The organism is Curtobacterium sp. 320 (assembly GCF_031455235.1).
Taxonomy (GTDB): domain Bacteria; phylum Actinomycetota; class Actinomycetes; order Actinomycetales; family Microbacteriaceae; genus Curtobacterium.
The window spans coordinates 52,010-75,286 of record NZ_JAVDSI010000001.1 but is presented as its reverse complement, the minus strand read 5'-3'; the positions used below and the strand labels follow the sequence as shown (position 1 = coordinate 75,286).

General features: G+C 72.1%; 23 protein-coding genes. 14 read left to right on the top strand and 9 right to left on the bottom strand.

What is annotated here, in order from left to right; all coding sequences use genetic code 11:
* The first annotated feature begins 4 nt into the window (after positions 1-4).
* From hrpA to J2X60_RS00350, 5 genes are read left to right on the top strand one after another with little or no spacing between them, the layout of a single operon-like run.
* Positions 5-3,868 (top strand): ATP-dependent RNA helicase HrpA, encoded by a 3,864-nt coding sequence (gene hrpA, locus J2X60_RS00370; RefSeq protein ID WP_309886097.1) that lies wholly within the window; start codon positions 5-7, stop codon positions 3,866-3,868.
* A gap of 18 nt (positions 3,869-3,886) precedes the next feature.
* Positions 3,887-4,660: a CPBP family intramembrane glutamic endopeptidase gene (locus J2X60_RS00365; protein ID WP_309886095.1), complete on the top strand. Its 774-nt coding sequence runs from the start codon at positions 3,887-3,889 to the stop codon at positions 4,658-4,660.
* The gene (locus tag J2X60_RS00360) at positions 4,657-5,025 is read left to right on the top strand and encodes a VOC family protein (RefSeq protein ID WP_309886093.1); all 369 of its coding nucleotides are present in this window, start codon (positions 4,657-4,659) and stop codon (positions 5,023-5,025) included. The genes J2X60_RS00365 and J2X60_RS00360 overlap by 4 nt, the downstream gene beginning before the upstream one ends.
* 6 nt (positions 5,026-5,031) lie before the next feature.
* Positions 5,032-6,360 (top strand): HAD-IA family hydrolase, encoded by a 1,329-nt coding sequence (locus tag J2X60_RS00355; RefSeq protein ID WP_309886091.1) that lies wholly within the window; start codon positions 5,032-5,034, stop codon positions 6,358-6,360.
* Positions 6,357-7,013 (top strand): CatA-like O-acetyltransferase, encoded by a 657-nt coding sequence (locus tag J2X60_RS00350; RefSeq protein ID WP_071296078.1) that lies wholly within the window; start codon positions 6,357-6,359, stop codon positions 7,011-7,013. Before J2X60_RS00355 ends, J2X60_RS00350 begins: the two co-directional genes overlap by 4 nt.
* An 8-nt stretch (positions 7,014-7,021) precedes the next feature.
* Here J2X60_RS00350 and J2X60_RS00345 read toward each other — a convergent pair whose 3' ends face one another.
* The 6 genes from J2X60_RS00345 to J2X60_RS00320 all read right to left on the bottom strand — a co-directional run bounded on the left by J2X60_RS00345 (position 7,022) and on the right by J2X60_RS00320 (position 12,798).
* Positions 7,022-7,693, bottom strand: coding sequence for a DUF2461 domain-containing protein (locus tag J2X60_RS00345; RefSeq protein ID WP_309886090.1), 672 nt, complete (start codon positions 7,691-7,693; stop codon positions 7,022-7,024).
* A gap of 21 nt (positions 7,694-7,714) precedes the next feature.
* Positions 7,715-8,386: a DUF4166 domain-containing protein gene (locus tag J2X60_RS00340; protein WP_309886089.1), complete on the bottom strand. Its 672-nt coding sequence runs from the start codon at positions 8,384-8,386 to the stop codon at positions 7,715-7,717.
* Positions 8,383-9,012 (bottom strand): SRPBCC family protein, encoded by a 630-nt coding sequence (locus J2X60_RS00335; protein ID WP_309886088.1) that lies wholly within the window; start codon positions 9,010-9,012, stop codon positions 8,383-8,385. The genes J2X60_RS00340 and J2X60_RS00335 overlap by 4 nt, the downstream gene beginning before the upstream one ends.
* Before the next feature lie 227 nt (positions 9,013-9,239).
* Positions 9,240-10,859, bottom strand: coding sequence for a hypothetical protein (locus tag J2X60_RS00330; protein WP_309886087.1), 1,620 nt, complete (start codon positions 10,857-10,859; stop codon positions 9,240-9,242).
* A gap of 2 nt (positions 10,860-10,861) precedes the next feature.
* Positions 10,862-11,788, bottom strand: coding sequence for a carbohydrate ABC transporter permease (locus tag J2X60_RS00325; protein ID WP_309886085.1), 927 nt, complete (start codon positions 11,786-11,788; stop codon positions 10,862-10,864).
* Positions 11,785-12,798, bottom strand: a complete 1,014-nt coding sequence (locus J2X60_RS00320; protein ID WP_254790898.1) for a sugar ABC transporter permease — start codon at positions 12,796-12,798, stop codon at positions 11,785-11,787. The genes J2X60_RS00325 and J2X60_RS00320 overlap by 4 nt, the downstream gene beginning before the upstream one ends.
* Before the next feature lie 157 nt (positions 12,799-12,955).
* On the opposite strand from J2X60_RS00320, the gene J2X60_RS00315 reads away from it, so the two are divergent.
* The 5 genes from J2X60_RS00315 (at position 12,956) to J2X60_RS00295 (ending at position 17,346) form a co-directional block, all read left to right on the top strand.
* Complete coding sequence (locus tag J2X60_RS00315) at positions 12,956-13,978, top strand: Gfo/Idh/MocA family oxidoreductase (RefSeq protein ID WP_309886083.1); 1,023 nt, start codon at positions 12,956-12,958, stop codon at positions 13,976-13,978.
* On the top strand, positions 13,975-15,000 hold the full coding sequence (locus tag J2X60_RS00310; protein WP_309886080.1) for a Gfo/Idh/MocA family oxidoreductase: 1,026 nt from the start codon (positions 13,975-13,977) through the stop codon (positions 14,998-15,000). Before J2X60_RS00315 ends, J2X60_RS00310 begins: the two co-directional genes overlap by 4 nt.
* Before the next feature lie 153 nt (positions 15,001-15,153).
* Positions 15,154-15,891, top strand: a complete 738-nt coding sequence (locus J2X60_RS00305) for a class I SAM-dependent methyltransferase (protein ID WP_309886079.1) — start codon at positions 15,154-15,156, stop codon at positions 15,889-15,891.
* Positions 15,892-15,917: 26 nt separating this feature from the next.
* Positions 15,918-16,925: a LacI family DNA-binding transcriptional regulator gene (locus J2X60_RS00300; RefSeq protein WP_309776701.1), complete on the top strand. Its 1,008-nt coding sequence runs from the start codon at positions 15,918-15,920 to the stop codon at positions 16,923-16,925.
* A 34-nt stretch (positions 16,926-16,959) separates the two neighbouring features.
* Positions 16,960-17,346 carry a VOC family protein gene (locus J2X60_RS00295; protein ID WP_309776702.1) on the top strand — a complete coding sequence of 129 codons (387 nt, stop codon included), beginning with the start codon at positions 16,960-16,962 and terminating at the stop codon, positions 17,344-17,346.
* A gap of 3 nt (positions 17,347-17,349) precedes the next feature.
* Here J2X60_RS00295 and J2X60_RS00290 read toward each other — a convergent pair whose 3' ends face one another.
* On the bottom strand, positions 17,350-18,159 hold the full coding sequence (locus J2X60_RS00290; protein ID WP_309886077.1) for an alpha/beta hydrolase: 810 nt from the start codon (positions 18,157-18,159) through the stop codon (positions 17,350-17,352).
* Positions 18,156-18,929 (bottom strand): alpha/beta fold hydrolase, encoded by a 774-nt coding sequence (locus J2X60_RS00285; protein WP_309886075.1) that lies wholly within the window; start codon positions 18,927-18,929, stop codon positions 18,156-18,158. Before J2X60_RS00285 ends, J2X60_RS00290 begins: the two co-directional genes overlap by 4 nt.
* A gap of 89 nt (positions 18,930-19,018) precedes the next feature.
* On the opposite strand from J2X60_RS00285, the gene J2X60_RS00280 reads away from it, so the two are divergent.
* The 3 genes from J2X60_RS00280 (at position 19,019) to J2X60_RS00270 (ending at position 21,519) form a co-directional block, all read left to right on the top strand.
* Complete coding sequence (locus tag J2X60_RS00280; RefSeq protein ID WP_309776705.1) at positions 19,019-19,558, top strand: hypothetical protein; 540 nt, start codon at positions 19,019-19,021, stop codon at positions 19,556-19,558.
* A 16-nt stretch (positions 19,559-19,574) separates the two neighbouring features.
* On the top strand, positions 19,575-20,123 hold the full coding sequence (locus J2X60_RS00275) for a dihydrofolate reductase family protein (protein ID WP_309776706.1): 549 nt from the start codon (positions 19,575-19,577) through the stop codon (positions 20,121-20,123).
* A gap of 61 nt (positions 20,124-20,184) precedes the next feature.
* Positions 20,185-21,519, top strand: coding sequence for an NAD(P)/FAD-dependent oxidoreductase (locus J2X60_RS00270; protein WP_229086779.1), 1,335 nt, complete (start codon positions 20,185-20,187; stop codon positions 21,517-21,519).
* Positions 21,520-21,617: 98 nt separating this feature from the next.
* Here J2X60_RS00270 and J2X60_RS00265 read toward each other — a convergent pair whose 3' ends face one another.
* Positions 21,618-22,523, bottom strand: coding sequence for an SDR family oxidoreductase (locus tag J2X60_RS00265; RefSeq protein ID WP_309886073.1), 906 nt, complete (start codon positions 22,521-22,523; stop codon positions 21,618-21,620).
* A gap of 95 nt (positions 22,524-22,618) precedes the next feature.
* Here J2X60_RS00265 and J2X60_RS00260 point away from each other — a divergent pair, with 95 nt between their 5' ends.
* A complete protein-coding gene (locus tag J2X60_RS00260; RefSeq protein WP_309886071.1) occupies positions 22,619-23,191 on the top strand; it encodes a TetR/AcrR family transcriptional regulator in 573 nt (190 codons plus the stop codon).
* Positions 23,192-23,277: the final 86 nt, after the last annotated feature.

Sequence of the window (23,277 nt, the reverse complement as noted above, 5' to 3'; positions counted from 1 at the left end):
GCTCATGTCGACCACGCTGCCCGTCATCACGTACCCGCCCGAACTGCCGGTGTCGCAGCGGCGGGACGACATCGCTGCCGCCATCCGCGACAACCAGGTCGTGATCGTCGCCGGTGCCACAGGTTCGGGCAAGACCACCCAGCTGCCGAAGATCTGCCTCGAGCTCGGACGTGAGCACATCGGGCACACCCAGCCCCGACGGATCGCTGCCCGGACCATCGCCGAGCGCGTGTCCGAGGAACTCGGGGGCGAGCTCGGCGGCCTCGTCGGGTACCAGGTCCGCTTCACCGACAAGGTGTCCTCCGACACCCGGGTCAAGCTGATGACCGACGGCATCCTGCTCAACGAGATCCACTTCGACCGCGACCTCAAGCGGTACGACACGATCATCATCGACGAGGCGCACGAGCGGTCCCTCACCATCGACTTCCTGCTCGGCTACCTCAAGCGGCTGCTCCCCCGTCGGCCGGACCTCAAGCTCATCATCACGAGTGCGACGATCGACCCCGAGTCGTTCTCGCAGCACTTCGGCGGCGCACCGATCATCGAGGTGTCCGGCCGCACCTACCCGGTCGAGATCCGGTACCGCCCGCTCGTCGCGGAGGACGCCGACGACGCCGACCGCGACGACGAAGGCGACGAGGACGATCCGCGGACGGACGACCACGGCGGCCGCACGGCCGACGACCGCGACACGATGCAGGGCATCACCGACGCGCTCGACGAACTCGAGCGCGAGGGCCCGGGCGACGTCCTGGTGTTCCTCTCCGGCGAGAACGAGATCCGCGACGCGCAGGACGCCATCGAGGGCAAGCGCTACGCCGGCACCGAGGTCCTCCCGCTCTACGGTCGCCTGTCCGCCGCCGACCAGCACCGGGTCTTCGAGCGCCGGCACAGCCCGGGCGTCCGGCGCCGCGTGGTGCTCGCCACGAACGTCGCCGAGACCTCCCTGACGGTCCCCGGGATCAAGTACGTGATCGACGTCGGGACCGCCCGCATCTCCCGGTACTCGCCGCGGGCCAAGGTGCAGCGACTGCCGATCGAGGCGATCTCGCAGGCGAGCGCGAACCAGCGCTCCGGTCGCGCTGGCCGCACGAGCGCCGGCATCGCGATCCGGCTGTACTCCGAGGACGACTTCGAACGCCGTCCGGAGTTCACCGACCCCGAGATCCTGCGGACGAACCTCGCGGCCGTGATCCTGCAGATGATCTCGCTGGGGTTCGGCGACATCGAGGCCTTCCCGTTCCTGCAGCCGCCGGACTCCCGGGGTGTGAAGGACGGTCTCGACCTGCTCCGCGAGCTCCGAGCCGTCGACGCCGCGGGCACGATCACGAAGACCGGCAGGCAGCTCACCCGGTTGCCCATCGACCCCCGGCTCGGACGCATGGTGCTCGAGGCCGGTCGGCAGGGCGTAGGTCGCGAGGTCATCGCCGTGGTCAGCGCCCTGAGCATCCAGGACCCGCGCGAGCGCCCCCTCGAGAAGCGCGCGCACGCCGATCAGCTGCACGCCCGGTTCGCCGATCCGACGAGCGACTTCCTCACCCTGCTCAACCTCTGGAACCACATCGAGGACAAGCAGGAGGAGCTCTCGTCCAGTGCGTTCCGCCGCCTGTGCAAGGCCGAGTTCCTGAACTACCTCCGCATCCGCGAGTGGCAGGACCTGTACCGGCAGCTCTCCCGCGCGGCGAAGCAGGTCGACATCCGCATCGGGCAGGCTCGCTCCGACGACGGCGACGCGGTGCACCGTTCCCTGCTGGCCGGACTCCTCAGCCAGATCGGTCTGCGCGACCGTGAGAAGCGCGACTACCTCGGCTCACGGAACACCCGGTTCGTGGTGTTCCCCGGCAGTGTCCTCGCCAAGAAGCAGCCGGACGCGGTGATGGCCGCCGAACTCGTCGAGACGAGTCGGCTCTTCGCCCGGACGGTCGGTCGGATCGACCCGGCGTGGGTCGAGCCGCTCGCCGGGGACCTCCTGAAGCGCACGTACGGTGAGCCCCACTGGGAGAAGAAGCAGGGGGCGGCCGTCGCCTACGAACGGGTCACCCTGTTCGGCGTCCCGATCGTCCAGCGCCGCCGTGTGCAGTACAAGCGCGTCGACCCGGAGCACTCGCGTGAGCTCTTCATCCGGCACGCGCTCGTCGAGGGCGAGTGGGACGCGCAGCAGGCGTTCGACCGCGACAACCGCAAGCTGCGGCGCGAACTCGAACAGCTCGAGGAGCGCACGCGTCGCCGCGACATCCTCTTCGACGACGAGCGGGTCTTCGAGTTCTACGACGCCCGCATCCCGGCCGACATCGCGACCACGCGCGACTTCGAGGGCTGGTGGCGGCAGACGAGGCGCGAGCAGCCGGACCTGCTCACGATGCGCCGGTCGGACCTGCTGGACGAAGACGCGGCCGAGGCCGCACAGGACCAGCAGGAGTACCCGACCCAGTGGCGGAGCGGCGACCAGCGCCTCGCGATCAAGTACCGTTTCGAACCCGGCGCGCAGGACGACGGCGTGAGCGTGCAGGTGCCGCTCGCGCTGCTCCCCCGCATGCGCGAAGAGGGCTTCGACTGGCAGGTGCGCGGCCTCCGCAAGGAGCTCGTCACGGCGCTCATCAAGTCCCTGCCGAAGCAGATCCGGAAGAACGTCGTCCCCGCTGCCGACTGGGCCGAGAAGATCGTCGCCGAGCTCCCCGACGACGCCCCGACCGAGCCGACCGAGTCGTTCCGCGCCACCCTCGCCAAGGCGATCCAGCGCATGACGTACGTGCCGGTGTCGGAGTCGGACTTCGACCTCTCGCGGGTACCGGCCCACCTCTTGCCGACGTGGGCGGTCGTCGACGAACGCGGCCGTCGGGTCGAGGCCGGCAAGGACCTCTCGGCCCTGCAGACGAAGCTCAAGGACCGGACACAGCAGAGCGTCGCCTCGGCGACGACGCGCGCCGCAGGGCGTCCAGGAGGCGCGGCTCGCGTCGCGTCCGCTACCTCCGGTGGCGCCGTGGAGCAGTCAGGACTCACCACCTGGCCGTCCGACGACCTGCCGCAGGTGCTCGACACGAAGCAGGCGGGAGGCGTGATCCGCGCGTACCCGTCCCTCGTGGAGGAGGGCGACGGCCCGAAGGCGACGGTCGGCGTCCAGCTGCTCGCGACGCCGTCCGACCGGGCCGTGCGGATGCCCGCGGGTGTCCGGCGGCTGGTCATGCACGCGGTGCCCTCGCCGGTCTCCTACATCCAGTCCCACCTGACCGCGCAGGAGAAGCTCGCGCTCGCCGCCAGCCCGTACCCCTCCACCGCGGCGCTCTTCGACGACGTCCTCGCGGCGGTCGTGGACGCCGGGATCCGCCGGGCGCACCCCGACGGGCTGGTGTTCACGAAGACCGACTTCGAGTCCGTGCGCGACACCGTGTCCGCGACCGTCGTCGACACGATGTTCACCGCCGTGTCCGAGGCGGCCGCGGTCCTCGCCGCGCACCGGGCCGCGGAACGGTCGCTCAAGCAGGCGAACTCGATGTCGCTCCTGCCGGCGCTCACGGACATGCGGCAACAGATGGAGCGGCTTGTGTTCCCGGGGTTCGTCTCGGTCGCCGGGCTCGATCGTCTCCGGCGCATCCGGGTGTACCTGCAGGGCGTCGACGCCCGCGTGCAGAAGCTCCTGCAGAACCCCGGGCGGGACGCCACGTGGATGCGCGAGGTCACCGTCGCGACCGACCGGTACATCGACGCGGGCGGCACCTTCCCGCCGTCCGTCGGAGCGCACCCCGAACTCGTGCACACCCGCTGGATGCTCGAGGAGTTCCGGCTCAGTCTGTTCGCGCAGGAGCTCGGCACCGCCGAGACGGTCTCGCTGCAGCGCATCACGAAGGCGCTGGCCGCCGCCCGCTGATCCCGCTAGCCTCGGGACATGGTGGGGACGACGGCAGGGCCGGAACGGGTGCAAGCCCGCTACGGCAGGGCGATCGAGCGCAGGGACGGGCGGGACTTCCCGTACTACGACGGTGATCCGCTGCCGTTGTCGATCCTGCAGTGGGTGGCGGTGATCGCCGCGTGTGCCGTCGGGTTCCTCGTCCTGAGCTTCACCCCCGCGGCGGACAACGTCCAGTCGCTGGTCCCCCGGTTCCTCTTCGCCGCGATCCCCCTCGCGGTGTTCATCGTCTTCACCCGGCGGCACTGGTCGCGGATCTTCCAGCGGACCACGGGGCGGGACGTCCTCACGATGGTGCTGTTCGCGATCGCGAACATCGTCGTGAGCTTCGCGATGGGCATCCTCGTCAAGTACGTCTTCGGCGCGAACGCGAACGGCGCGACGGACGGCGTCCACGGCGCTGCGGAGATCACGACGTTCTACCTCGGCACGGCGATCCAGCTGTTCGGCGAGGAGCTCTTCTCGATCCTGCCGTTCCTGGCCGTGATGTCGTTCTGCTTCCGCGGCGGGATGTCCCGCAACCGGGCGGTCCTGGTGGCCTGGCTCGTCACCGCCGTCTGGTTCGGCGCGGCGCACCTCCCGACCTACGACTGGAACTTCGCCCAGGCGCTCCTGGTCATCGGTGTCGCACGACTCGTCCTGACGCTCGCGTACATCCGCACGAAGAACATCGCCGTCAGCACGGGCGCACACATCATCAACGACTGGGTCCTGTTCACCTCCACCATCCTCACGACGGGAGCACTCCTGTGATCGGCACACTCGACGTCATCGTCCTCGACTGCGCGGAGCCCCGGGCACTCGCCCGCTTCTACGCCGAACTGCTCGGCGGCGAGATCGTCGGCTACGACGAGGAGTGGGCCGAGGTGGCCCTGCCCTTCACGGACCACCGGCCGATCCTCGCCTTCCAGCAGGTGGCGGAGTACCGCGCCCCCGAGTGGCCCGGCCAGGACGTCCCGCAGCAGAGCCACCTCGACGTGAAGGTCGACGACCTGGACGTCGGCGAGACCGCGGTCCTGGCCATCGGGGCGACGGCGACGGGCTCGGGGACGGACACGTTCCGCGTGTACCTCGACCCGGCCGGGCACCCGTTCTGCCTCATCCGTCCGAACGACTGACGGCTCGTGACGGGCATCCGCGCGGTCCTGTTCGACCTGGACGGCGTCATCCGACACTTCCAGCCGGAGCACGTCGAGACCATCGAACGCGCGCACGACCTGTCCCCGGGAACGATCGAGGCGGTGGCGTTCGCCGCACCCCTGATCGACGAGGTGACGACCGGTCGGATCACCCGAGCCGAGTGGGTCCGGGCCATCGGTGAGCGCATCGGCGACCAGGCCGCCGCCGAGGCCTGGGGCCGACACCCGTTCACCCCCGACGCCGACGTGCTGGCCCTCGCGGACGAGCTCCGCGCCGCCGGGTGCACGACGGCGGTGCTCACGAACGGCACGGACGGCATCCCGGCCGAGGTGGCCTCGTTCGGCCTGCAGGACCGGGTCGACGCCGTGTTCAGCTCGCACGAGATCGGGTTCGCGAAGCCCGATGTCCGGGCCTTCCGGCACGTGCTCGACGCGCTCGGGTTGGACGGACCCGAGGTGTTCTTCACGGACGACTCGGAGCGGAAGCTGGCCGGGGCCGTCGAACTCGGCATGCGGGTCCACCACTTCACCGGGGTCGACGGACTCCGGGCTGCCCTGCGCTCGAGCGGCGTCGACGTCGCCGGCGTCGCCGACAGGTCCAGCCATCGGGCCCGCATCGATCTGCTCGAGGAGGCGATCGACGGGTTCGAGGCGGTGCTCCGGTCCGGTGACCACAGTGCCGTGGTGCCGTCCTGCCCGGGGTGGACGCTGGCGGACCTCGCCGGGCACCTGACCGACATCCACCGCTGGGCCCTCGATCAGCTCACCGGAACCGAGCCGGACGACCCGGGCGACCCCGACGACCCTGAAGCGCCGGAGCCCGCCGACCTCGCCGACAGGTTCCGTGCCGGCGCGGACCGCCTCGTGGCCGTGCTCCGCGCGCGCCCCGCGGACGCCGCGTGCAGCGCGATCTACCCACCCGACACCGCCGGCACGTGGGCACGACGGCAGCTGCACGAGACGACGATCCACCTGTGGGACGCGTGGCAGGCGGTCGGGGCCGAGCCGCGCCTCCAGGCCGACACCGCGGCCGACGGCGTGCGCGAGGTGGTCGGCGACCTGTACCCGCGCCAGGTACGCCTCGGCCGCGTCGATGCGTTGTCGGAGACCGTCGTGTTCCGGTTCCCGGACGCCGACGGCGAGGCGGAGCTCGTCGGGACGGCGGGTGCCGGGCCGGCTGTCCGGGTGACGGGGCGGGCGGAGGACCTGCTGCTCGTCCTCTGGGGCCGACGCCCGCTCGACACGGTCGCCGTGACGATCGACGGGGACCGTTCGGCACTCGACCAGGCGCTCACGACGAAGCTGGTCCCATGACCGAGCTCCGCCCCGTCGACCTCGACCGCTGGCCCCGACGCGAACACTTCGAGCACTACCGCGACCGGGTGCCCTGCACGTGGGAGATGACCGTCGAGCTCGACGTCACGGACTTCGCCGAGACGGTGCGCGCCACGGACCGCCGCACGTACGCGTCGCAGATCTGGGCGATCGCGTCGGTGGTGAACCGGCACGCCGAGTTCCGGATGCAGCTGCTCGACGACGGGTCGCCCGCCGTCTGGGACGTGGTGCACCCGATGTTCACCGTGTTCCACCCCGACACCGAGACGTTCTCGGTGCTGACCGTGCCGTACGACGACGATCCGGCGCGCTTCCACGAGGCCGCGGTCGCCACGATGGAGCGCTACCGGGACGACCACCGGATGTTCCCGCAGGAGGACCGCCCGCGGAACGTGTTCGACATCTCGACCCTGCCCGGGGCGTCCTTCACCGGGTTCGCCCTGCACGTGCGGGACGGCTGGGACCACCTGCTGCCGATCTTCACCATCGGCCGGTACCGGTTCGTCGAGGGGCGCACGCTGATGCCGCTCGCGCTCCAGGTGAACCACGCGGTCACGGACGGCTTCCACGGGTCGCGGTTCGTCGACGAGCTCCAGACGGTGCTCGCCGAGGCGGGGTGGCTCCGCCGCTGACCGACGGGTCAGGCGCGCTCGTCGATCGACCGCGCGCCCGGCACGGGCGGTGCCGGGTCGTCCGACGCGTCCGCGTCGTCGGCACGGGCCCACTTCACGGTCCACCGTACGAGGGGCTGCACGCGGTTCCAGACGTCCACGATCTCCGCGAGCGAGCTCGTGAGCGGCAGGTGCACCAGCGCGGCGTAGTGCTGCATGCGCAGGAGTCCGATGCGGGGGTGGTCCGCCGGGTACCCGCGCGGGGCCGTCTTGAGCGGCGGGCCGGCCAGCTCGAAGCCGTCCGCCGTGAGGTCGTCCAGCTCCCGCTGCAGCGCTGCCGCCGCCTGCGGGTGTTCGTCGATCGCCGCGCGCGCCGCCTGCAGCTGTGCGCGGGACGGCGTGTAGAGGCCTCCGCCGGCCTGGATCCCGTCGGCGCCGGCGCTCAGGTAGACGCCACCTGCGGTCAGCCCGGTGTCCTCGCGGTACGGCCGCTTGTCGGGGGTGAAGCGGAGATCACGGTTCTGGCGCAGGATCCGACCGGGCCCGTACCGCTGCTCGGCCTCGTGCAGCAGTGCCTCCATCGGCTCCTGGACGTGCTGCTCCCAGTCGTGGCGGTGCTCCTCGAACCAGGACTTCTCGTTGTGCGCGGCGAGCCCGCGGAAGAAGGTCGCGAGGGCCGGTTGGAAGGGCGTGTCCGTCATGGTTCCTCCGTGTGTCGCCGGTCAGGTCCGGAGTTCGGTCCGCCGCGGCTTCAACCGCTCGGGAGCGTCGGTCGCCGGCGTCCACTCGCAGGTGAACGTCCCGCGGTAGCCGAACAGGAACCCGAAGACGCGGTTGTGCACCTCGAGGTCGACGTGGAACGCCTGGTCGTCGTCCGACCACCACTCGTGCAGGGTCGCGCGACCGCTGAACAGCATCGGGAAACGGAACGCGATCGGCCCCTCGTAGAACCGCTGCGCGTCCGAGGTCAGGACGAGGCCACCGCGGTCGTCGACGGTCGGGTCGAGGTCCACCGCGAGGTGCTGGTGGGAACCGAGGTAGTCGAGCACCCGGCCGTCGACGAGCACCATCGTGGCGTCGAACCGAGCGGTTCGCCCGGGCTTCGTCGTGTAGGTCCGGACGAACGTCACCGTCTCGCGGCCGTACCGGTCACGGTAGGGGTAGTTCTCGATCGTGAACGGCACGTCCGTCCCGACGTCCGGGACGAGGATGTTCCGCAGTCGCCCGATCTGCAGGAACGGCACGGTCCACCACGGTCCCCGGCGGATCGACGTCATGACGCCGCGGCCGGTGCACGCCGCGGCGGCGTCGAGACCGACGCCGAACCTGCGGCGCATCTGCGGGTGCAGCCGCTGGAAGTCGGCGCCGAGCGCCTCCTCGAACACCGAGCTCATCGGTCGCCTCCCGGGTCGGGCAGCGCTGCCAGGGTGGCGGGCGCGTCGTCCAGCTGGTCGCCTCGCCGGGTGCCACCGACGGGCGCGCGGCGGGTCCTGGAGGCGCGGGGCCGGTCCCGCCGCCACGGCTGCAGCACCGAGGTGAGCGGCCAGGCCCCCGGCTCGGCCCCGCCTTCCAGCCAGATCCGGAGCCGGTCGAAGCTCCACGCGGTCGCCCAGCCGAGGAGCGGCCGGACCACCAGGTCGAGCGGACCCCAGCCGGAGTCGTAGTCGTAGCCGGTGACGAACCGGGTGCGCCCGTCGTCGGTCGGGACGTACCGCCAGTAGCCGCGGCCGGCCCGGATCGGCGACAACCGGTCGTCGGTCGCGAACCGCAGTGCCGACGTGCGGGTGCCGTCCGCACGACGTCGCTCGCCGATGCTCACGCCGGTGCCGTGCACGTCGTGCACCGGGGAGCGCCGGACGTACGTGAAGCGGGCGGCACCGTCGGCGTCCGCCGGCTCGGGGACGATCTCGGAGAAGCGGACGTCCCACCGGACGTGCTGCTCGGGGTCCTGCGTCGCCGCCCACACCCGGTCGACGTCGGCGTCGATGACCGTCTCGACGTAGATGCCGCGCTTCCCCACAGGGCTGAGCGTAGGGCACGGAGCGCGCCGGGTTCGGGCAATCCGCGCGACCTGTGACCGTTCCGGTTCGTGATCCCCGGGTTCCGCGGAACGGAACGGTCACGACCGGAGGCGGATGCGGACGTCGGTGGTCCGGCGCGGAGTCCGGTCGGGGTGGGCGCGCCGGTCTGGGGGACGGGAGGCGCGGGGCGGGGCCGACCCGCGCCTCCCGTCCGTCAGCAGCCGCGTCAGGCGGCGCGCGCCTCCAGCGCCTGCTCGTACTCGCGGCGGATCGCGTCGCCGCCCCGGCGGCGCCAGTCGCGCACGGTCGCCCGCCACGACGAGACCTTCGCCCGCCCGAGCAGCACGTCGTTGATCGCGTTCGTCGCGAACGTGCCGACCGCCGGTCCCTTCGTCGAGTTGGTCGGCGAGTACAGGCCGTAGACGGGGTTCGGCAGGCCGCGGTCGAGCCAGGATGCCAGCGATTCGTACACGGTGTCGGTCATGGTCGGGTTGCCCGCGTAGTAGAGCGGCAGCGGGCACTCGGTGAAGTACTGCAGCGGGAACTCGCCGAGCGCGGTCTCGCTGTTGCCGGTCTTCGTCAGGACCGGGGCGCCGTCGCGGTACTCGAAGTCGCGCCCCTCGATGCCGAACTTGCGGTAGGTCCAGGCCTCGGTGCCGAACGGCGAGGCGCACCAGTTCAAGACCTCGAGGAGCATCCGCACCCGGGACTCGGAGCCGGCGGCCACGGACGTGATCGTGTTGTTCGGATCGCCCAACCAGGGCTTCGCAGCGCCTCCGGACGGTCCGACGAACGGTGCGATCGTCAGCTCGAACCCGGAGCCGGGCGTGGCCTGCTGCAGGAGTCCCGGGATCGCGCTGTACGTGTCGGACAGCATCAGCGCGGAGCCCTGCACGAACCAGACCTTGCCGTTGTAGGCCGTGACGCTGTCGGGGTGGACGAGGTCCTCGGCGATGAGCCGGCGCGACACGTCGAGGAGCTCCACGTACTCCTCGAGCTCGTACATGTGGGTGAGCCGCCCGCCCTGATCCTGCCACTGGTTCGGCAGGCCGAGCATCGGCGCGAGGATGCTCGTCGGCACCGAGGCCAGGGCCCAGCGGTTCGCGTGCGGGTCGGAGACCTGCCGGCAGAGCTGCACGAACTCGTCGACGCTCGAGAACGACGGGTCGACGCCGAGCCGCTCGAAGCGGTCCTGGCGGCGGTGCAGCGCCTGCGAGGTCAGCGGCCCCCGGGGCACGGGGACGCCGTAGATGCCGCCCGAGAACACCGTCCCGCGCCACGACGCGGTCGGCAGGTTCGCCAGGTACGGGTAGTCGCGGACGCCGCTGCCGGAGAGGTACGGGCTGAGGTCGGCGGCCTTCGCCTCGAGGAACTGCGGCAGGTACGAGAACGCCTGGTTGATCGTGAAGACGTCGCCGAGGGTGTCGCCCGCGACCTGGGTGGCGAACTTGTTGCCGAAGTCCGCGTTCGGGGTGATCGTCAGGTCGAGGTCGATCCCCATCCGCTCGTCGAGGCCCTGCCAGTACGGGTTGCTCCCCTTCGACGGCGGGACGGGCGAGTTGGTGGGCACGCTGCCGTGCACGGTCGAACCGTCACCGGGCTTGCCCCTGGTCGGCACGAGCGTCGCCGGGATCTTCCGGAAGGCGCTCGGCATGAGCGGGCTCGTCTTCGGCAGGACGGGCTCGGGGCCGCCGGTCCACGGGACGTAGTCCGGCAGCTGGACGGCCTTGTTGATGGCCCGGACGTCGGTGGACCGGGTCACGGTCGAGCAGCTGGCCAGGAGGGTCGTGGCGGCGATCCCGAGTCCGCCCGCGACGAGCGCGCGGCGGCTGATGGAGGTGGTCATGGTCAGCCCTTCACCGCGCCGGTCAGGACACCCTTGGCGAAGTGCCGCTGCAGGAACGGGTAGACGATGAGGATCGGCACGATCGAGACGACGAGGATCGCCATCTGGATCGAGGCCTGCGGGGGCAGCGCGTCGGAGGACGTGCCGAGGTCGGCGCCGCCGAGCTGCGCGTTGTTGATGACGTAGGTGCGCAGCACGAGCTGGAGCGGCCACTTCGCGGTGTCGTTGATGTAGAGCAGCGCGTTGAAGAAGGCGTTCCAGTAGCCGACCGCGTAGAACAGGCCGATCACGGCGAGGACGGCCTTGGACAGCGGGAGCACGATCCGCCAGAAGACCTGGAAGTCGCCGGCACCGTCGATGCGGGCGGACTCGATGAGCTCCTTCGGGATCGCCATGAAGAACGACCGCATCACGATGACGTTGAACGCGCTCAGGGCCGTCGGCAGGATCAGGGCCCAGTACGAGTCGAGCAGCCCGAACTCCTTCACGACGAGGTAGTTCGGGATGAGCCCGGGCGCGAACAGCAGGCTGACCAGCACGAGGCTCAGGACGAACCCGGAGCCGTACGACCCCGGACGGCTCAGGGCGTAGGCGAGCATCGCGCTGACGAACAGGCTGATGAGCGTCCCGACGACGGTGATCCCGATGCTGACGAGCATCGCGCGGGTGACGACGCCGCCGGCGAAGATGCTCTGGTACGCGCCGAGGTCGAGTCCCTGCGGCCACAGCACGAACCCGCCGGCGTCGTTCACCTGGGCGACGGGCGCGAGGCTGGTCGACACGATGCCGACGAACGGCAGGATGACGACGAGGCAGATCACGAGCAGGACGAACCCGGTGAGCAGCCGTCCGGGCAGCGGGGGCGCGTCCGGGCCACCGCGGCGGCGCTTCTTCGTCCGGGGGACGGTCACGGTGTGCGTGGCGGTCACTTCGCCTCCTTCTGGTAGACGCCCGCTTCGCCGAAGACGTGCGCGAGCTTGTTGGCGCCGAGGACGAGCAGGACGCCGACGACGCCCTTCACGAGCCCGACCGCTGCGGCGACGCCCCACTGCCCGCCGAGCACGCCGTTGTTGTAGACGTAGGTGTCGAGGACCTCGCTCGCGGCCCGGCCGACGGCCTGCTGCTGCAGGAGGATCTGCTCGAACCCGACGGTCAGGGAGTCGCCGAGCCGGAGGATGAGCAGCAGGATGATGATGCCGCGCATGCCGGGCAGCGTGACGTGCCAGAGCTGCCGCCAGCGACTCGCGCCGTCCATCTTCGCGGCCTCGTACAGGCTCGCGTCGATCTGGCTGAGGACCGCGAGGAACAGGATCGTCGCCCACCCGGTGTCCTTCCAGATCACCTGGCTGGTCAGCAGGGCGATGAACCCGTTCGGGTTGCCGAGGAAGTCGATCGCGTCACCGCCGGCCGCGCGGATGGCGTTGTTCACGAGTCCGGAGCCGCCGAGGATCTGCTGGAACACCGCGACCACGATCACCCACGACAGGAAGTGCGGCAGGTACAGCACCGACTGCACGACCTGCTTGATCCGCTCGGAGAGCAGCGAGTTGAGCATGAGCGCGAGGATGATCGGCGCGGGGAAGACGAACACGACCTGCACGAGCGTGATGAGCAGCGTGTTGCCGAGGGCGCGGAGGAACTCGGGGTCGCCGTCGAAGATGACGGAGAAGTTCTCGACGCCGACCCAGGGGCTGCGGCCGAGCGGCACGAAGGGCAGGTACTCCTGGAACGCGATGAGGTTCCCGAGCAGCGGCAGGTAGTGGAACCCGAGCAGGAGCGCGACGCCGGGCAGGCCCATGAGCAGGAGGACGCGGTCACGGCGGATCCGCTGCCACGTGCTGCGCCGACGGAGCCCGGGGTCGGGTGGTGGTGCCGCTCCCGGGTCGCGCTGTGCAGCGGTCCTCGTGCGGTTCGTCGCACGGTCGTCGAGCTTCGTCACTCGGTGGCCCCCTCCGTTGGATTCCTGGAGCGACCCTGGCGGTGACGGCAACCGTGCGGCAACCCGTTGCCAAACGTTTCCATCGTTGTAACGGTCCATCGGGACGAAGCCGGGTCGCATCGTCGCACTGCGTTCGGCGGACCTCTACGCTGGCTCCATGACGCTGCAGTCAGCACCCCGACCACGCCGGCGGATCGGACTCGTGGGCGCCGGCGGCATCGCGGTCGCGCACGTCCCCGGGCTCCTCCGCCTGGGCGACCTCGTCGTGCACTCGCAGGACGGTGCGCCCGCGCTCGCCGCCGCCTTCGCGGCCGAGGCCGCACGGGTCGGCAGCACGATCACCGTCGCCGACTCGCTCGACGAGCTGCTCGCCGCGGTCGACGTCGTCGACGTGGTCGTCCCGACACCGGCCCACGCCACCGTCGTCCGCGCGGCACTCGCGGCGGGCAGGCACGTCGTCTCCGAGAAGCCCCTCGCCCGCACCGACGCCGACGCCGAGGACCTCGTCGCCCGGGCGGCGGACGCGGGCCTGCAGCTCTACCCGGCGCACGTCGTCCGCTGGTTCCCCGCGTACCGGCGCCTGCACGAGGCCGTCACCACGGGCCTCCTGGGCGACCTCGCCGTCCTGCGCTTCTCCCGCTCCGGGGCGTTCCCGACCAGAGTCGCGTGGTTCGGCGACCGGGCGCAGTCCGGCGGCATCGTGATGGACCAGATGATCCACGACCTCGACATCGCCCGCTGGGTCGCCGGCCCGGTCACCCGGGTGTCCGCCGTCACCGTCCGCACGGGCGACGACGAGCACCCGGTCGAGGCCGCGCACGTCCTCCTCACGCACGCGTCCGGCGCGATCAGCCACGTCGCCGGACTCTGGGGACCACCGCACCTGGCCTTCAGCACGGAGTACTCGGTGACCGGCACGCTCGGCAGCCTGTCGCACTCGTCCCTCGCCGAGGAGGACACCCGCGCCGACCTCGCGACCCCGACCGCCGTCGACGGGTTCCTGCCGGCCGTCGACCCCGCCGAGGACCCGTACGCCCTCGAGCTCGCGGACTTCGTCGCCGCGTTCGACGGCGGGCCGGTCCCCCGCGTCAGTGCGGCGGACGGTGCCGTCGCGGTGCGCCTCGCGAACGCCGCCCTGGCGTCGATCGAGTCCGGACAACCCGTGGAGGTGACGCTGTGACCCTCCGCGTCGGCGTCCTGTCCTTCGCCCACACGCACGCGATCGGTTACCTCTCGGCGCTCGCCGCGATGCCCGACGTCGAGGTGCGCGGGACGGACCCCGGCGGCGTCTCGACCGGCACGACCCTCGGCGAACTCCGCGGCGCCGACCTCACCGGAGCGCTCGGCGTCGACCACGCCGACACGGTCGACGACCTCCTCGCCTGGGGACCGGACGCCGTCGTGGTCACCAGCGAGAACGCGCGGCACCGCGAGTTCGTCGAACGCGCAGCCGCCGCCGACGCACACGTGCTCTGCGAGAAGCCGCTCGCCACCTCGTGGGAGGACGGCCTCGCGATCCGCGACGCCGTGCAGCGCGCCGGGGTCACGCTGATGATGGCCTACCCGGTGCGGTTCGCGTCGGCGTTCGACCGGTTGCGGGCCACGCACGCGTCGGGTGCGCTCGGCACGGTGTTCTCGGTCCGCGGCGCGAACAACGGCATGCTGCCGCTCACGCGCGACTGGTTCACCGACCCGGCGCTGAGCGGCGGCGGTGCGATCGTCGACCACGTCGTGCACGTCGCCGACCTCGTCGACGGGCTGACCGGCGCGCGACCGGTGTCCGTCACCGCCGTCGCGAACCGCGTGCTGCACGCCGAGCGCGCACGGGCCGAGACGGCCGGGCTCGTGACGGTGACCTACGACACCGGGATGGTCGTCGCGATCGACTGCTCGTGGAGCCGCCCGGACACGGCGCCGGCGTGGGGCGGCCTGACGCTCGACGTCGCGGGGACGGGCGGCACGGTGTCGGTCGACTTCTTCGGCGCGGCGGCCAGGGGGCTCGACGCGGTGGGCGGCCGGCCGATCGAACTGCGGTACGGGGCGGAGCACGACGTGCCGATGCTGCGGACGTTCCTCGACGGGGTGCGCGCCGGCGCGCAGCCCCAGCCCGACGTGCAGGTCGGGTTGCGGACGCTGACGATCGTCCTCGCGGCGCAGGAGTCGGTGCGGACCGGCAGGACGGTGCCCGTCCCGACGGCGTGAGCGACGCGTCGCCCGGCGACCCCACTGCGGACGGGAGGCGCGTGGCGGCCCCGACCCGCGCTCCAGTCCGTCACACGGCCGGCCGGGAGGCGCGCGACCGGCCCGACCCGCGCCTCCGGTCCGCCACCCGGCCGGGCGGGGCATGCTGGACGCATGACCCTCGAGGAGTACGCCAACTCGTTCGGAGCCGCTGCCGATGCGTACGAGCGCGGACGGCCGGGGTACCCGGACGCGGCGGTCGACTGGCTCCTGCCGGCGGACGCCCGACTGGTCGCCGACGTCGGCGCGGGGACCGGCAAGTTCACGCGGAGCCTCGTCGGACGTGCCACGGAGGTCGTCGCCGTCGAACCGGACCCGGCGATGCGCGAACGGCTCACCGCGGTGCTGCCCGACGTGCGGGCGCTCGCGGGGACCGGCGAGTCGATCCCCCTGGCCGCGGGGAGCGCCGACGCCGTGACCTTCGCGCAGGCGTGGCACTGGGTCGACCCGGTGCGGGGGTCGCAGGAGGTGGCCCGGGTCCTCCGCCCCGGCGGCGTGCTCGGTCTGGTGTGGAACGTCCGCGACGAGACCCGGCCCTGGTCCGCCCGGATCAGCGCGATCCTGTCCCAGCCCGAGTCGCGGGTGAGCGTCCAGAGCGCGCCGGTCGTCGGAGCGCCGTTCGACGGCGGCGCCGTCGAGCACGAGCGGTTCCCGTGGGTGCACGAGCAGGACCGGTCGGCGTTCCTCGACATGGTCGCCTCCCGCAGCTACGTCATCGTGCTGCCGCCGGACGAGCGCACCCCCCTCCTCGACCGGGTGCGGCGCGTGCTCGACGACGATCCGGAGACCGCCGGGAGCGCGACCGTCCCCGTCGGCTACACCACGTACGTGCACCGGTACGTGCGTCCCTGAGCCGCAGCCGCGCTACGCTCGTGCCGATGCGCGCGACCGTGCGGGACGTGGCTGCCCTCGCCGGGGTGTCGCCGAAGACCGTCTCCAACGTCATCAACGGCGGTGTCGTGGTGCGCCCGGAGACCCGCGCACGGGTCGAGCAGGCACTCGCCGAGCTCGACTACGTACCGAACCTGTCCGCCCGGGGGCTGCGCAACGGACGCTCGGGTGCGATCGCCCTGACGCTCCCCGAGATGGCCAGCGCCTACTCGGCCGAACTCGCGCAGTGGTTCGTCGAGCTCTCGCGGGAGCGCGGCTGGACCGTGCAGCTCGACCAGACCGCGAACGACCCCGCCCGCGAGCGTGACCTCGTCTCGCGTGCCCGGGCGCACCTCGTCGACGGGCTGATCCTCAACCCGGTGTCGCTCAGCGCGAGCGTGCTGGCCTCGACCGAGGGGCTGCCCCCGACCGTCGTCATCGGCGAGGTGGAGCCCGAGCACGTCGACCAGGTGCACGTCGACAGCCGTGCCGCGGCCGAGCAGGTGACGTCGTACCTCGTCGGACGGGGCCACCGTCGGATCGCGATCGTCGGTGCCGCCCGTGACGTCGAGGCCACCGCGACGAGCGAGCTGCGGGAGCGCGGGTACCTCGCGGGCCTCGCGGCAGCGGGCATCGGTGCGGACCCGGAGCTGCGGGTCCCGCTGCCGGCGTGGTCGACCAGTGCAGCGGCGTCGGCGTTCGCGGCGTGGCTCGACGAGCACTCGCTGCCCGACGCGGTGTTCGCCTTCACCGACTCGATCGCGTTCGGGGTGCTGCACGTCCTCGCCGCGCGTGGTGTGCGGGTCCCCGAGCAGGTGAGCGTGATCGGGTTCGACGACGTCGACGGGGCCGCGTACGCGATCCCCGCGCTGAGCACGGTGTCGTTCGACCGACGGGCGTTCGCGACGGCGGCGCTCGACCTGCTCACCCGGCGGATCGAGGACCGCGAGGCTCCGCCCGAGACCGTCGTGGTGCCGCACCGGATCGTCGAGCGCGCGAGCGTGGCCACGCGCTGACCGGGGCGCGCGGCGCGGGCGTACGCTCCGCCGCATGACCGCTGCTGACCCGTCGATGCCGACGCTCGCCGCCACCGTGCTGCAGTCGCCGGACCCCCTCGCGCTCGCCCGGTTCTACGGCGCGCTGACCGGCTGGACCGTCCACGAGGACGACCCGACCTGGGCCCGCATCCGCCCCGAGGACGGCCCGGGCCTCTCCGTGCAGTTCGAACCCGCCTACGTGGCGCCCACGTGGCCCGGCACCGAGGACGCCCCCGGCATGCAGCTGCACCTCGACTTCCAGGTGGAGGACCTGCCGGCGGCGGTGACCCGGGCGGAGGGACTCGGCGCTCGTCAGGCGGCGTTCCAGCCGCAGGAGGACGTCCGCGTGCTGCTCGACCCCGACGGACACCCGTTCTGCCTGTTCCTGCCGGGCGCCTAGGGCTCAGGCCGGGGTCGGGCCAGGCAGGGGCTCGGCCGGGGTCGGGCCGGAGCTCGGCCGGGGCTCGGCCGGGGCCTGGTGGTCCGGATCCGCCGCCGCCAGCACCGCCGCACGCGTCCGCGGGTCGCCGAGGATGCGGAAGTGCCCGCCGACCGGGACCCGCACGTTCGTCGCGCCGGCGAGCGCACTGCCCTCGGGGATGAGCGTGTCGAAGACGCCGTACACGCTGGTGATCCGGGCGTTCGCGTCGAGCTCCCGTGCGAGGCCGGCGAGCACCGGGTCGCTCGACCGGAAGGCCCGCAGGTGCCGGACGGGTGCGAGCCGCGCGTACCCGGAGCCCGCGAACGGCGTCGACACCGCCACCATGCGGTCGATCCGCGCGTGGTCGTCGAGGCGCGTCATCGCGTACTTCCCGATCAGCCCGCCCTTGCTGTGCGCGACGAGCAGGACGTCGCGGAGGTCGTGCTCGTCGAGGTAGGCGAGCACCTCCGCCGCGGACTCCGGCACCGGTCGCAGGTTGTGCCGCAGCACCGGCAGCACGTGCACGGGGTGTCCGCGGTCGTGCAGGGCGTCCATGAGCGGACGCATGAAGTGCCAGGTCTCGTAGACGCCGGGCACGACGACGACGGGCTGGCCGTCGCCGCTCCGGTAGTCGTCGGCGGTGGTCGGCCCGAGGCTCCGCACCTGCCAGCGGATCGCGTACCACCAGTCGAGGACGGCCCACCGGGTGCGGCGGAGCAGGGAGACGCGGACGGGAGGCGCGGTGCGGTCCGTGCGCGTCCCGTCCATCCCCGACGTGGTCGCGTCGGTCACCGCAGCCCCTCGAGGGTCTGCACGCGGCGGAACTCCCCCACGAGCCGCGCGAACGCCACCGGATGGCGCTCCTGCACGTGGTGCGGCCCCGGCAGCTCGACGAACGCGCCGCGCGGGGCGGTGGCGGCGACCCGGGCGGACCAGTCGTGGCGTGCGATCGGGTCCTCGGTGCCACGGACGACGAGCACCGGCTGCGCGAGCTCGGCGACGGTGTCCTCGAGGCGGTAGCGGAGCATCGGTCGGAGTTCGGGCACGTACTGCCGCACGCTCCGCAGGTAGTCGGTCACGAGGACGGCGTTCATCCGGGCGCCCTCGACGAAGCCGTCCCGCCCGAGGTCGAGCGCCTGCGTGAGCAGTCGGCGACGACCGGCGGCGATGACCGGACCGACGAGCACGACCGAGGCGACGGCGTCCGGGTGCCGACGGGCCGCCTCGGCGACGACCTGCGTCCCCATCGACTGCCCGACGAGCACGAGGTCCCCGGCCCCGCGGGACCGCACGGCGCGGACGACGAGGTCCCCGAGTTCCGTCATGGTGAGGCGCCGGCCGGACGCCGGGAGCCCGCCGAAGCCCGGCAGGTCGACGCTCACGGTCCGGTGCGTCGCGGCGAGCGCCCGCTGCGATCGTGCGAACGACCGGTGCGACATCCCGATGCCGTGCACGAGCACGACCGTCGGGGCGACGGCGTCGTGCACCCTGCCGGCCGGCGCGAGGGTGTGCAGGCGCACGGGGAGTCCGTCGATCCGGACGGTCTCGACTCTCGCGCGCACGATGCGAGGCTACGCGGACGGCGCTGTGCACAGTGACGCACCAGCGTCGTCATCGCCCACGCATAGGCGACCGGTCTGTACTCGTCCTCATGACCGAGCGCACCCCCGTGAACCCCGAGTCCCGCGACGGCGTGGACCCCGCTGCCCACCAGCCCACCACGCCGTACCCCGCCAGCCCGGCCGGCTGGGGCGCTGCACCGACGCCCACCTCGACCGCGACGCTCGACGCCCCGGCGCCGGCGCCCGAGCACCCGTACGCGACACCGGCACCCTCCGCGGGCTCGTGGAACCCGGGCGCCCCGAACGGCGCGACGCCCTGGTACGGGTCCGCGGCGACGCCCCGGCGCGGGCGCGGCCCGCGACCGCCGTGGTTCTGGCAGGTGCTGGCCGTCGGGGTCGGCCTCGCGGCACTGCTCGTCGGTGGCGGCATCGGCTTCGCCATCGGACACGCGATCGGCGGCAGCACGAGTCAGTCCACGACGCAGGTGCCGGGCACGAACGGCGGCACGAACCAGTTCCCCGGCGGCGGCACCGGACAGTTCCCGGGCAACGGCACGCAGGGCGGCACCGGGAGCGGCACCGGCACCGGCACCGGATCGGACACGAGCGGTTCCTCCGCGAACAGCTGAGGGCTACGCTCCGACCATGCGCAAGGTCACCGCTGGACTCTTCACGTCGGTCGACGGCGTCGTGCAGGACCCGTACACCTTCCAGTACGACTCCTTCGACGACGAGCTCGGTGCGGGCATGGGCGCGTTCATGGCCCGCACCGACACCGTCCTCCTCGGCAGGAACAGCTACCTGGAGTGGTCCGAGTGGTGGCCCGCCCACCCCGACGAACCCTTCGGCCAGTGGATCAACCCGATCGAGAAGCACGTGGCGTCCACCACGCTCGGCGACGACCTGGCGTGGGAGAACAGCACCCGGATCACGGGCGACGTGCCGGAGTTCGTCCGCGGGCTGCAGCAGCGGGACGGCGCCGACATCGCGGTGTGCGGCAGCGTCACGCTCGTCCGCAGCCTGTTGTTCGCGGGGGTCCTCGACGAACTGCAGCTCATGGTGCACCCGGCGATCGCCGGCTCGGGCCGCAGGCTCTTCGAACCGACCGACCCGCCCACGCGCCTGCGCTTGGTCGACAGCACCGTGACGAGCAAGGGCAACGTCGTGAGCACCTACGCGCCGCGCGACGCCTGACGGAGGTGCGCAGCGCCTCCAGGCCGTCGAACGACTGTCCGAACCGCGCGTACCCTCGGTGGTGACCATCTCACCATCCGAGGAAGCCGGAGTCAGCATGCCCCAGGACACCCGCCCGCACGTCGTCATCGTCGGCGGTGGATTCGCCGGTGTCGCGGCCATGCGCGAGCTCGCCGACGCACCGGTGCGGGTCACCCTGGTCGACCGCCACGTCTACAACATGTTCCAGCCGCTCATGTACCAGGTGGCGACCGGTGGGCTGAACGCCGGCGACGTGACGTACTTCCTCCGGAGCCTCCGCGCGAAGCAGAGCAACGCCGAGTTCCGGCACGGGCTGCTCACCGGCATCGACCCGGTCGAGCGGGTCGCCGAGATGTCCGACGGCGAGCACCTGCACTACGACTGGCTGATCCTCGCGAACGGCGTGAACACGAGCTACTTCGGCACGCCCGGCGCGTACGAGTACGCCTACTCGATGTACTCCCGCTCGCAGGCGCTCCGCATCCGCGACGAGCTGTTCACCCGCCTCGAGGAAGCCGCCGCCAACCAGGGCCCCGACGAGATCAAGATCGTCATCGTGGGCGGTGGCGCGACCGGCGTGGAGATGGCCGGCGCGCTCGCCGAACTCCGCGACCAGGCCCTCGTCGGCGCGTACCCGGAGATCGAGCGGGGCAACATCTCGATCACCCTCGTGCACCGCAGCGGCGAGCTCCTCAAGCCCTTCGCCCCGCGGCTGCGTCGCTACGCGGCCAAGGTCCTCCGCAAGCGCGGTGTGGTCCTGCGCCTCAACACCGGCGTCTCCGAGGTCAAGCCCGACGGCGTGATGACGGCCGAGGGCGAGTTCATCCCGGCGTCGCAGGTCATCTGGGCGACCGGTGTGGCCGCGCACAAGGAGGTCTCCGGCTGGGGCATGCCGCAGACCCACGGCGGACGCATACAGGTGAACGACGACCTCAGCGTGAAGGGCGTCGAGCGGATCTTCTCCGCCGGTGACATCGCCGCGCAGGACGACGCCCTCGCGCAGCTCGCCCAGCCGGCACTGCAGGGCGGACGGCACTCGGCGCGGCAGATCGTGCGGCTCATGGCGGGCAAGCCGACCGAGCACTTCAAGTACTTCGACAAGGGCACGATGGCGACGATCGGCACGAACGCCGCGGTGGCCCAGCTCCGTGGCGGCATCACGATGGTCGGGCCCGTCGCCTGGGCGGCGTGGGTGGCCGTGCACATCGCGTCGCTGCTCGGCAACGGCAACCGGCTGTCGACGCTGTCGCACTTCTTCGTGCGGTACCTCTGGTTCATGCGGAAGCGGGCGATCCCGATCGTCGGCGACGTCCGGCCCGTGCGGCCGAACGGCGACCGCGAGCCCGAGCCCTGGCAGATGCAGAAGGCGGAGTAGGCGCGCGCGGGCGCGCGCTCCGCGGTGGTCCGGACCGGCGACGGCCTGGAGGCGCGGGGCGGGGCCGCCACGCGCCTCCAGGCCGGTGGTCGGTCGCGCTACGCCACCCGCACGTCGGAGTAGGCGCCGGCGGCGATGTCCTCGAGCAGCCCCGGCCCGGTGGGCTCCCACCCGAGGAGCTCGCGCGTGGCCTCGGACGTCGCCGACATCTCCATGCCGAAGAACTGCCCGATGAACCCGAAGTGCGACAGCGCGTCTTGCGGATCGATCGAGGTCACCGGCAGCCCGAGGGCGTCGCCGATGGCCTCGGCGATCGCGCGGGTCGGGATCGCGGTCTCGGCGACGGCGTGCAGCTTGGTGCACGCGGGTGCCTGCTCGAGCCCGAGCCGGACGAGCCGCGCGGCGTCCGTGACGTGCACGGCCGCCCAGCTGTTGGTGCCGTCGCCGACGTAGCCGGACTCGCCCCGCTCCTGGGCGGCGGCGACGATCGCGGCGATGAACCCGTGGTCGCCGGTGCCGTGTGTGGTCGGGCTGAAGCGGGCCGCGATGGTGCGCACGCCCTGGTCGACGAAGTCGAACCCGCGGTTCTCGCTGCCGCCGCGCATGCTGTCGGGGCCGACGAACGGGCTCGGGTCTGCTTCGGTCGACGGGCGACCCGGGGCGAGGCCGGCGACGCCCGAGGCGACGACGAACGGCCGGTCGGTGCCGACGAGTGCCTCGCCGATGGTCTCGACCGCGGCGCGTTCGCTGGCGTTCGTGGCGGCCGGGTTCGCCCAGTCGTGCTTGTTCGCGAGGTGCAGGACCCCCTCGGACGCGGCGGCCCCGCGGCGGATGGCGTCGAGGTCGTCGAGGTCACCGCGGACGACGGCGACGCCCTTCGCCTCGAGCGCGGCGGCCGACGAGTCGGAGCGGGCGAGGCCGGTGACGGTGTGTCCGGCGGCGAGGAGCTCGTCGACGGTGTGGGAGCCGATCCATCCGGAGGCCCCGGTGACGAACACGTGCATGTGCTTTCCCTTCGCAGGTGTCCACTACGGTGATGTCATGAACTGACATCACCGTAGCACTCGATGTCAGTCGCTGTCATCAGTAGACTGCGGACATGGCGAGATGGCAACCCGGGACCCGTGAGCGACTGCAGGCCACGGCCCTGCAGCTCTTCGCGGAGCAGGGGTACGACGAGACGACGGTCGCCGAGATCGCCGCCGCGGCCGAGGTCACCGAGCGCACCTTCTTCCGACACTTCGCCGACAAGCGTGAAGTGCTGTTCGCCGGGCAGGACGACTTCCTCGGCATGTTCACCACCCCGATCGAGGCAGCACCGGCCGGCACCCCGCCCTTCGACCTCGTCCGGCTCGCGCTCGACGCCAGCGGCGCGTTCTTCCCCGACGAGCGCCGCCCGTGGTCGCGCGCACGCCAGGGCATCATCGACGGCAACCCCGCACTCGGCGAACGGGAGCTCGGGAAGCTCGCGACCCTGAAGGTCCGACTGGGTGAGGTCCTGCGCGACCGCGGCGTCCCGGAGCCCGCCGCGACCATCGCCGCCGAGACCGCCGTCACCGTGTTCCACCTGTCGTTCGCGCAGTGGATCGCCAGCGACGAGGACCGCCCGTTCGCCACCATCGCCCACGAACGGCTCGACGCCCTGACGACCCTGGTGCACCCCGGTCGTTGAGACGGCTCTTACCTTCCGCGAGCATCATGTAACGATCCGGTCACGGCCCGACGGCCCGTGACCCCATCGACAGCATCGCGCAGGAG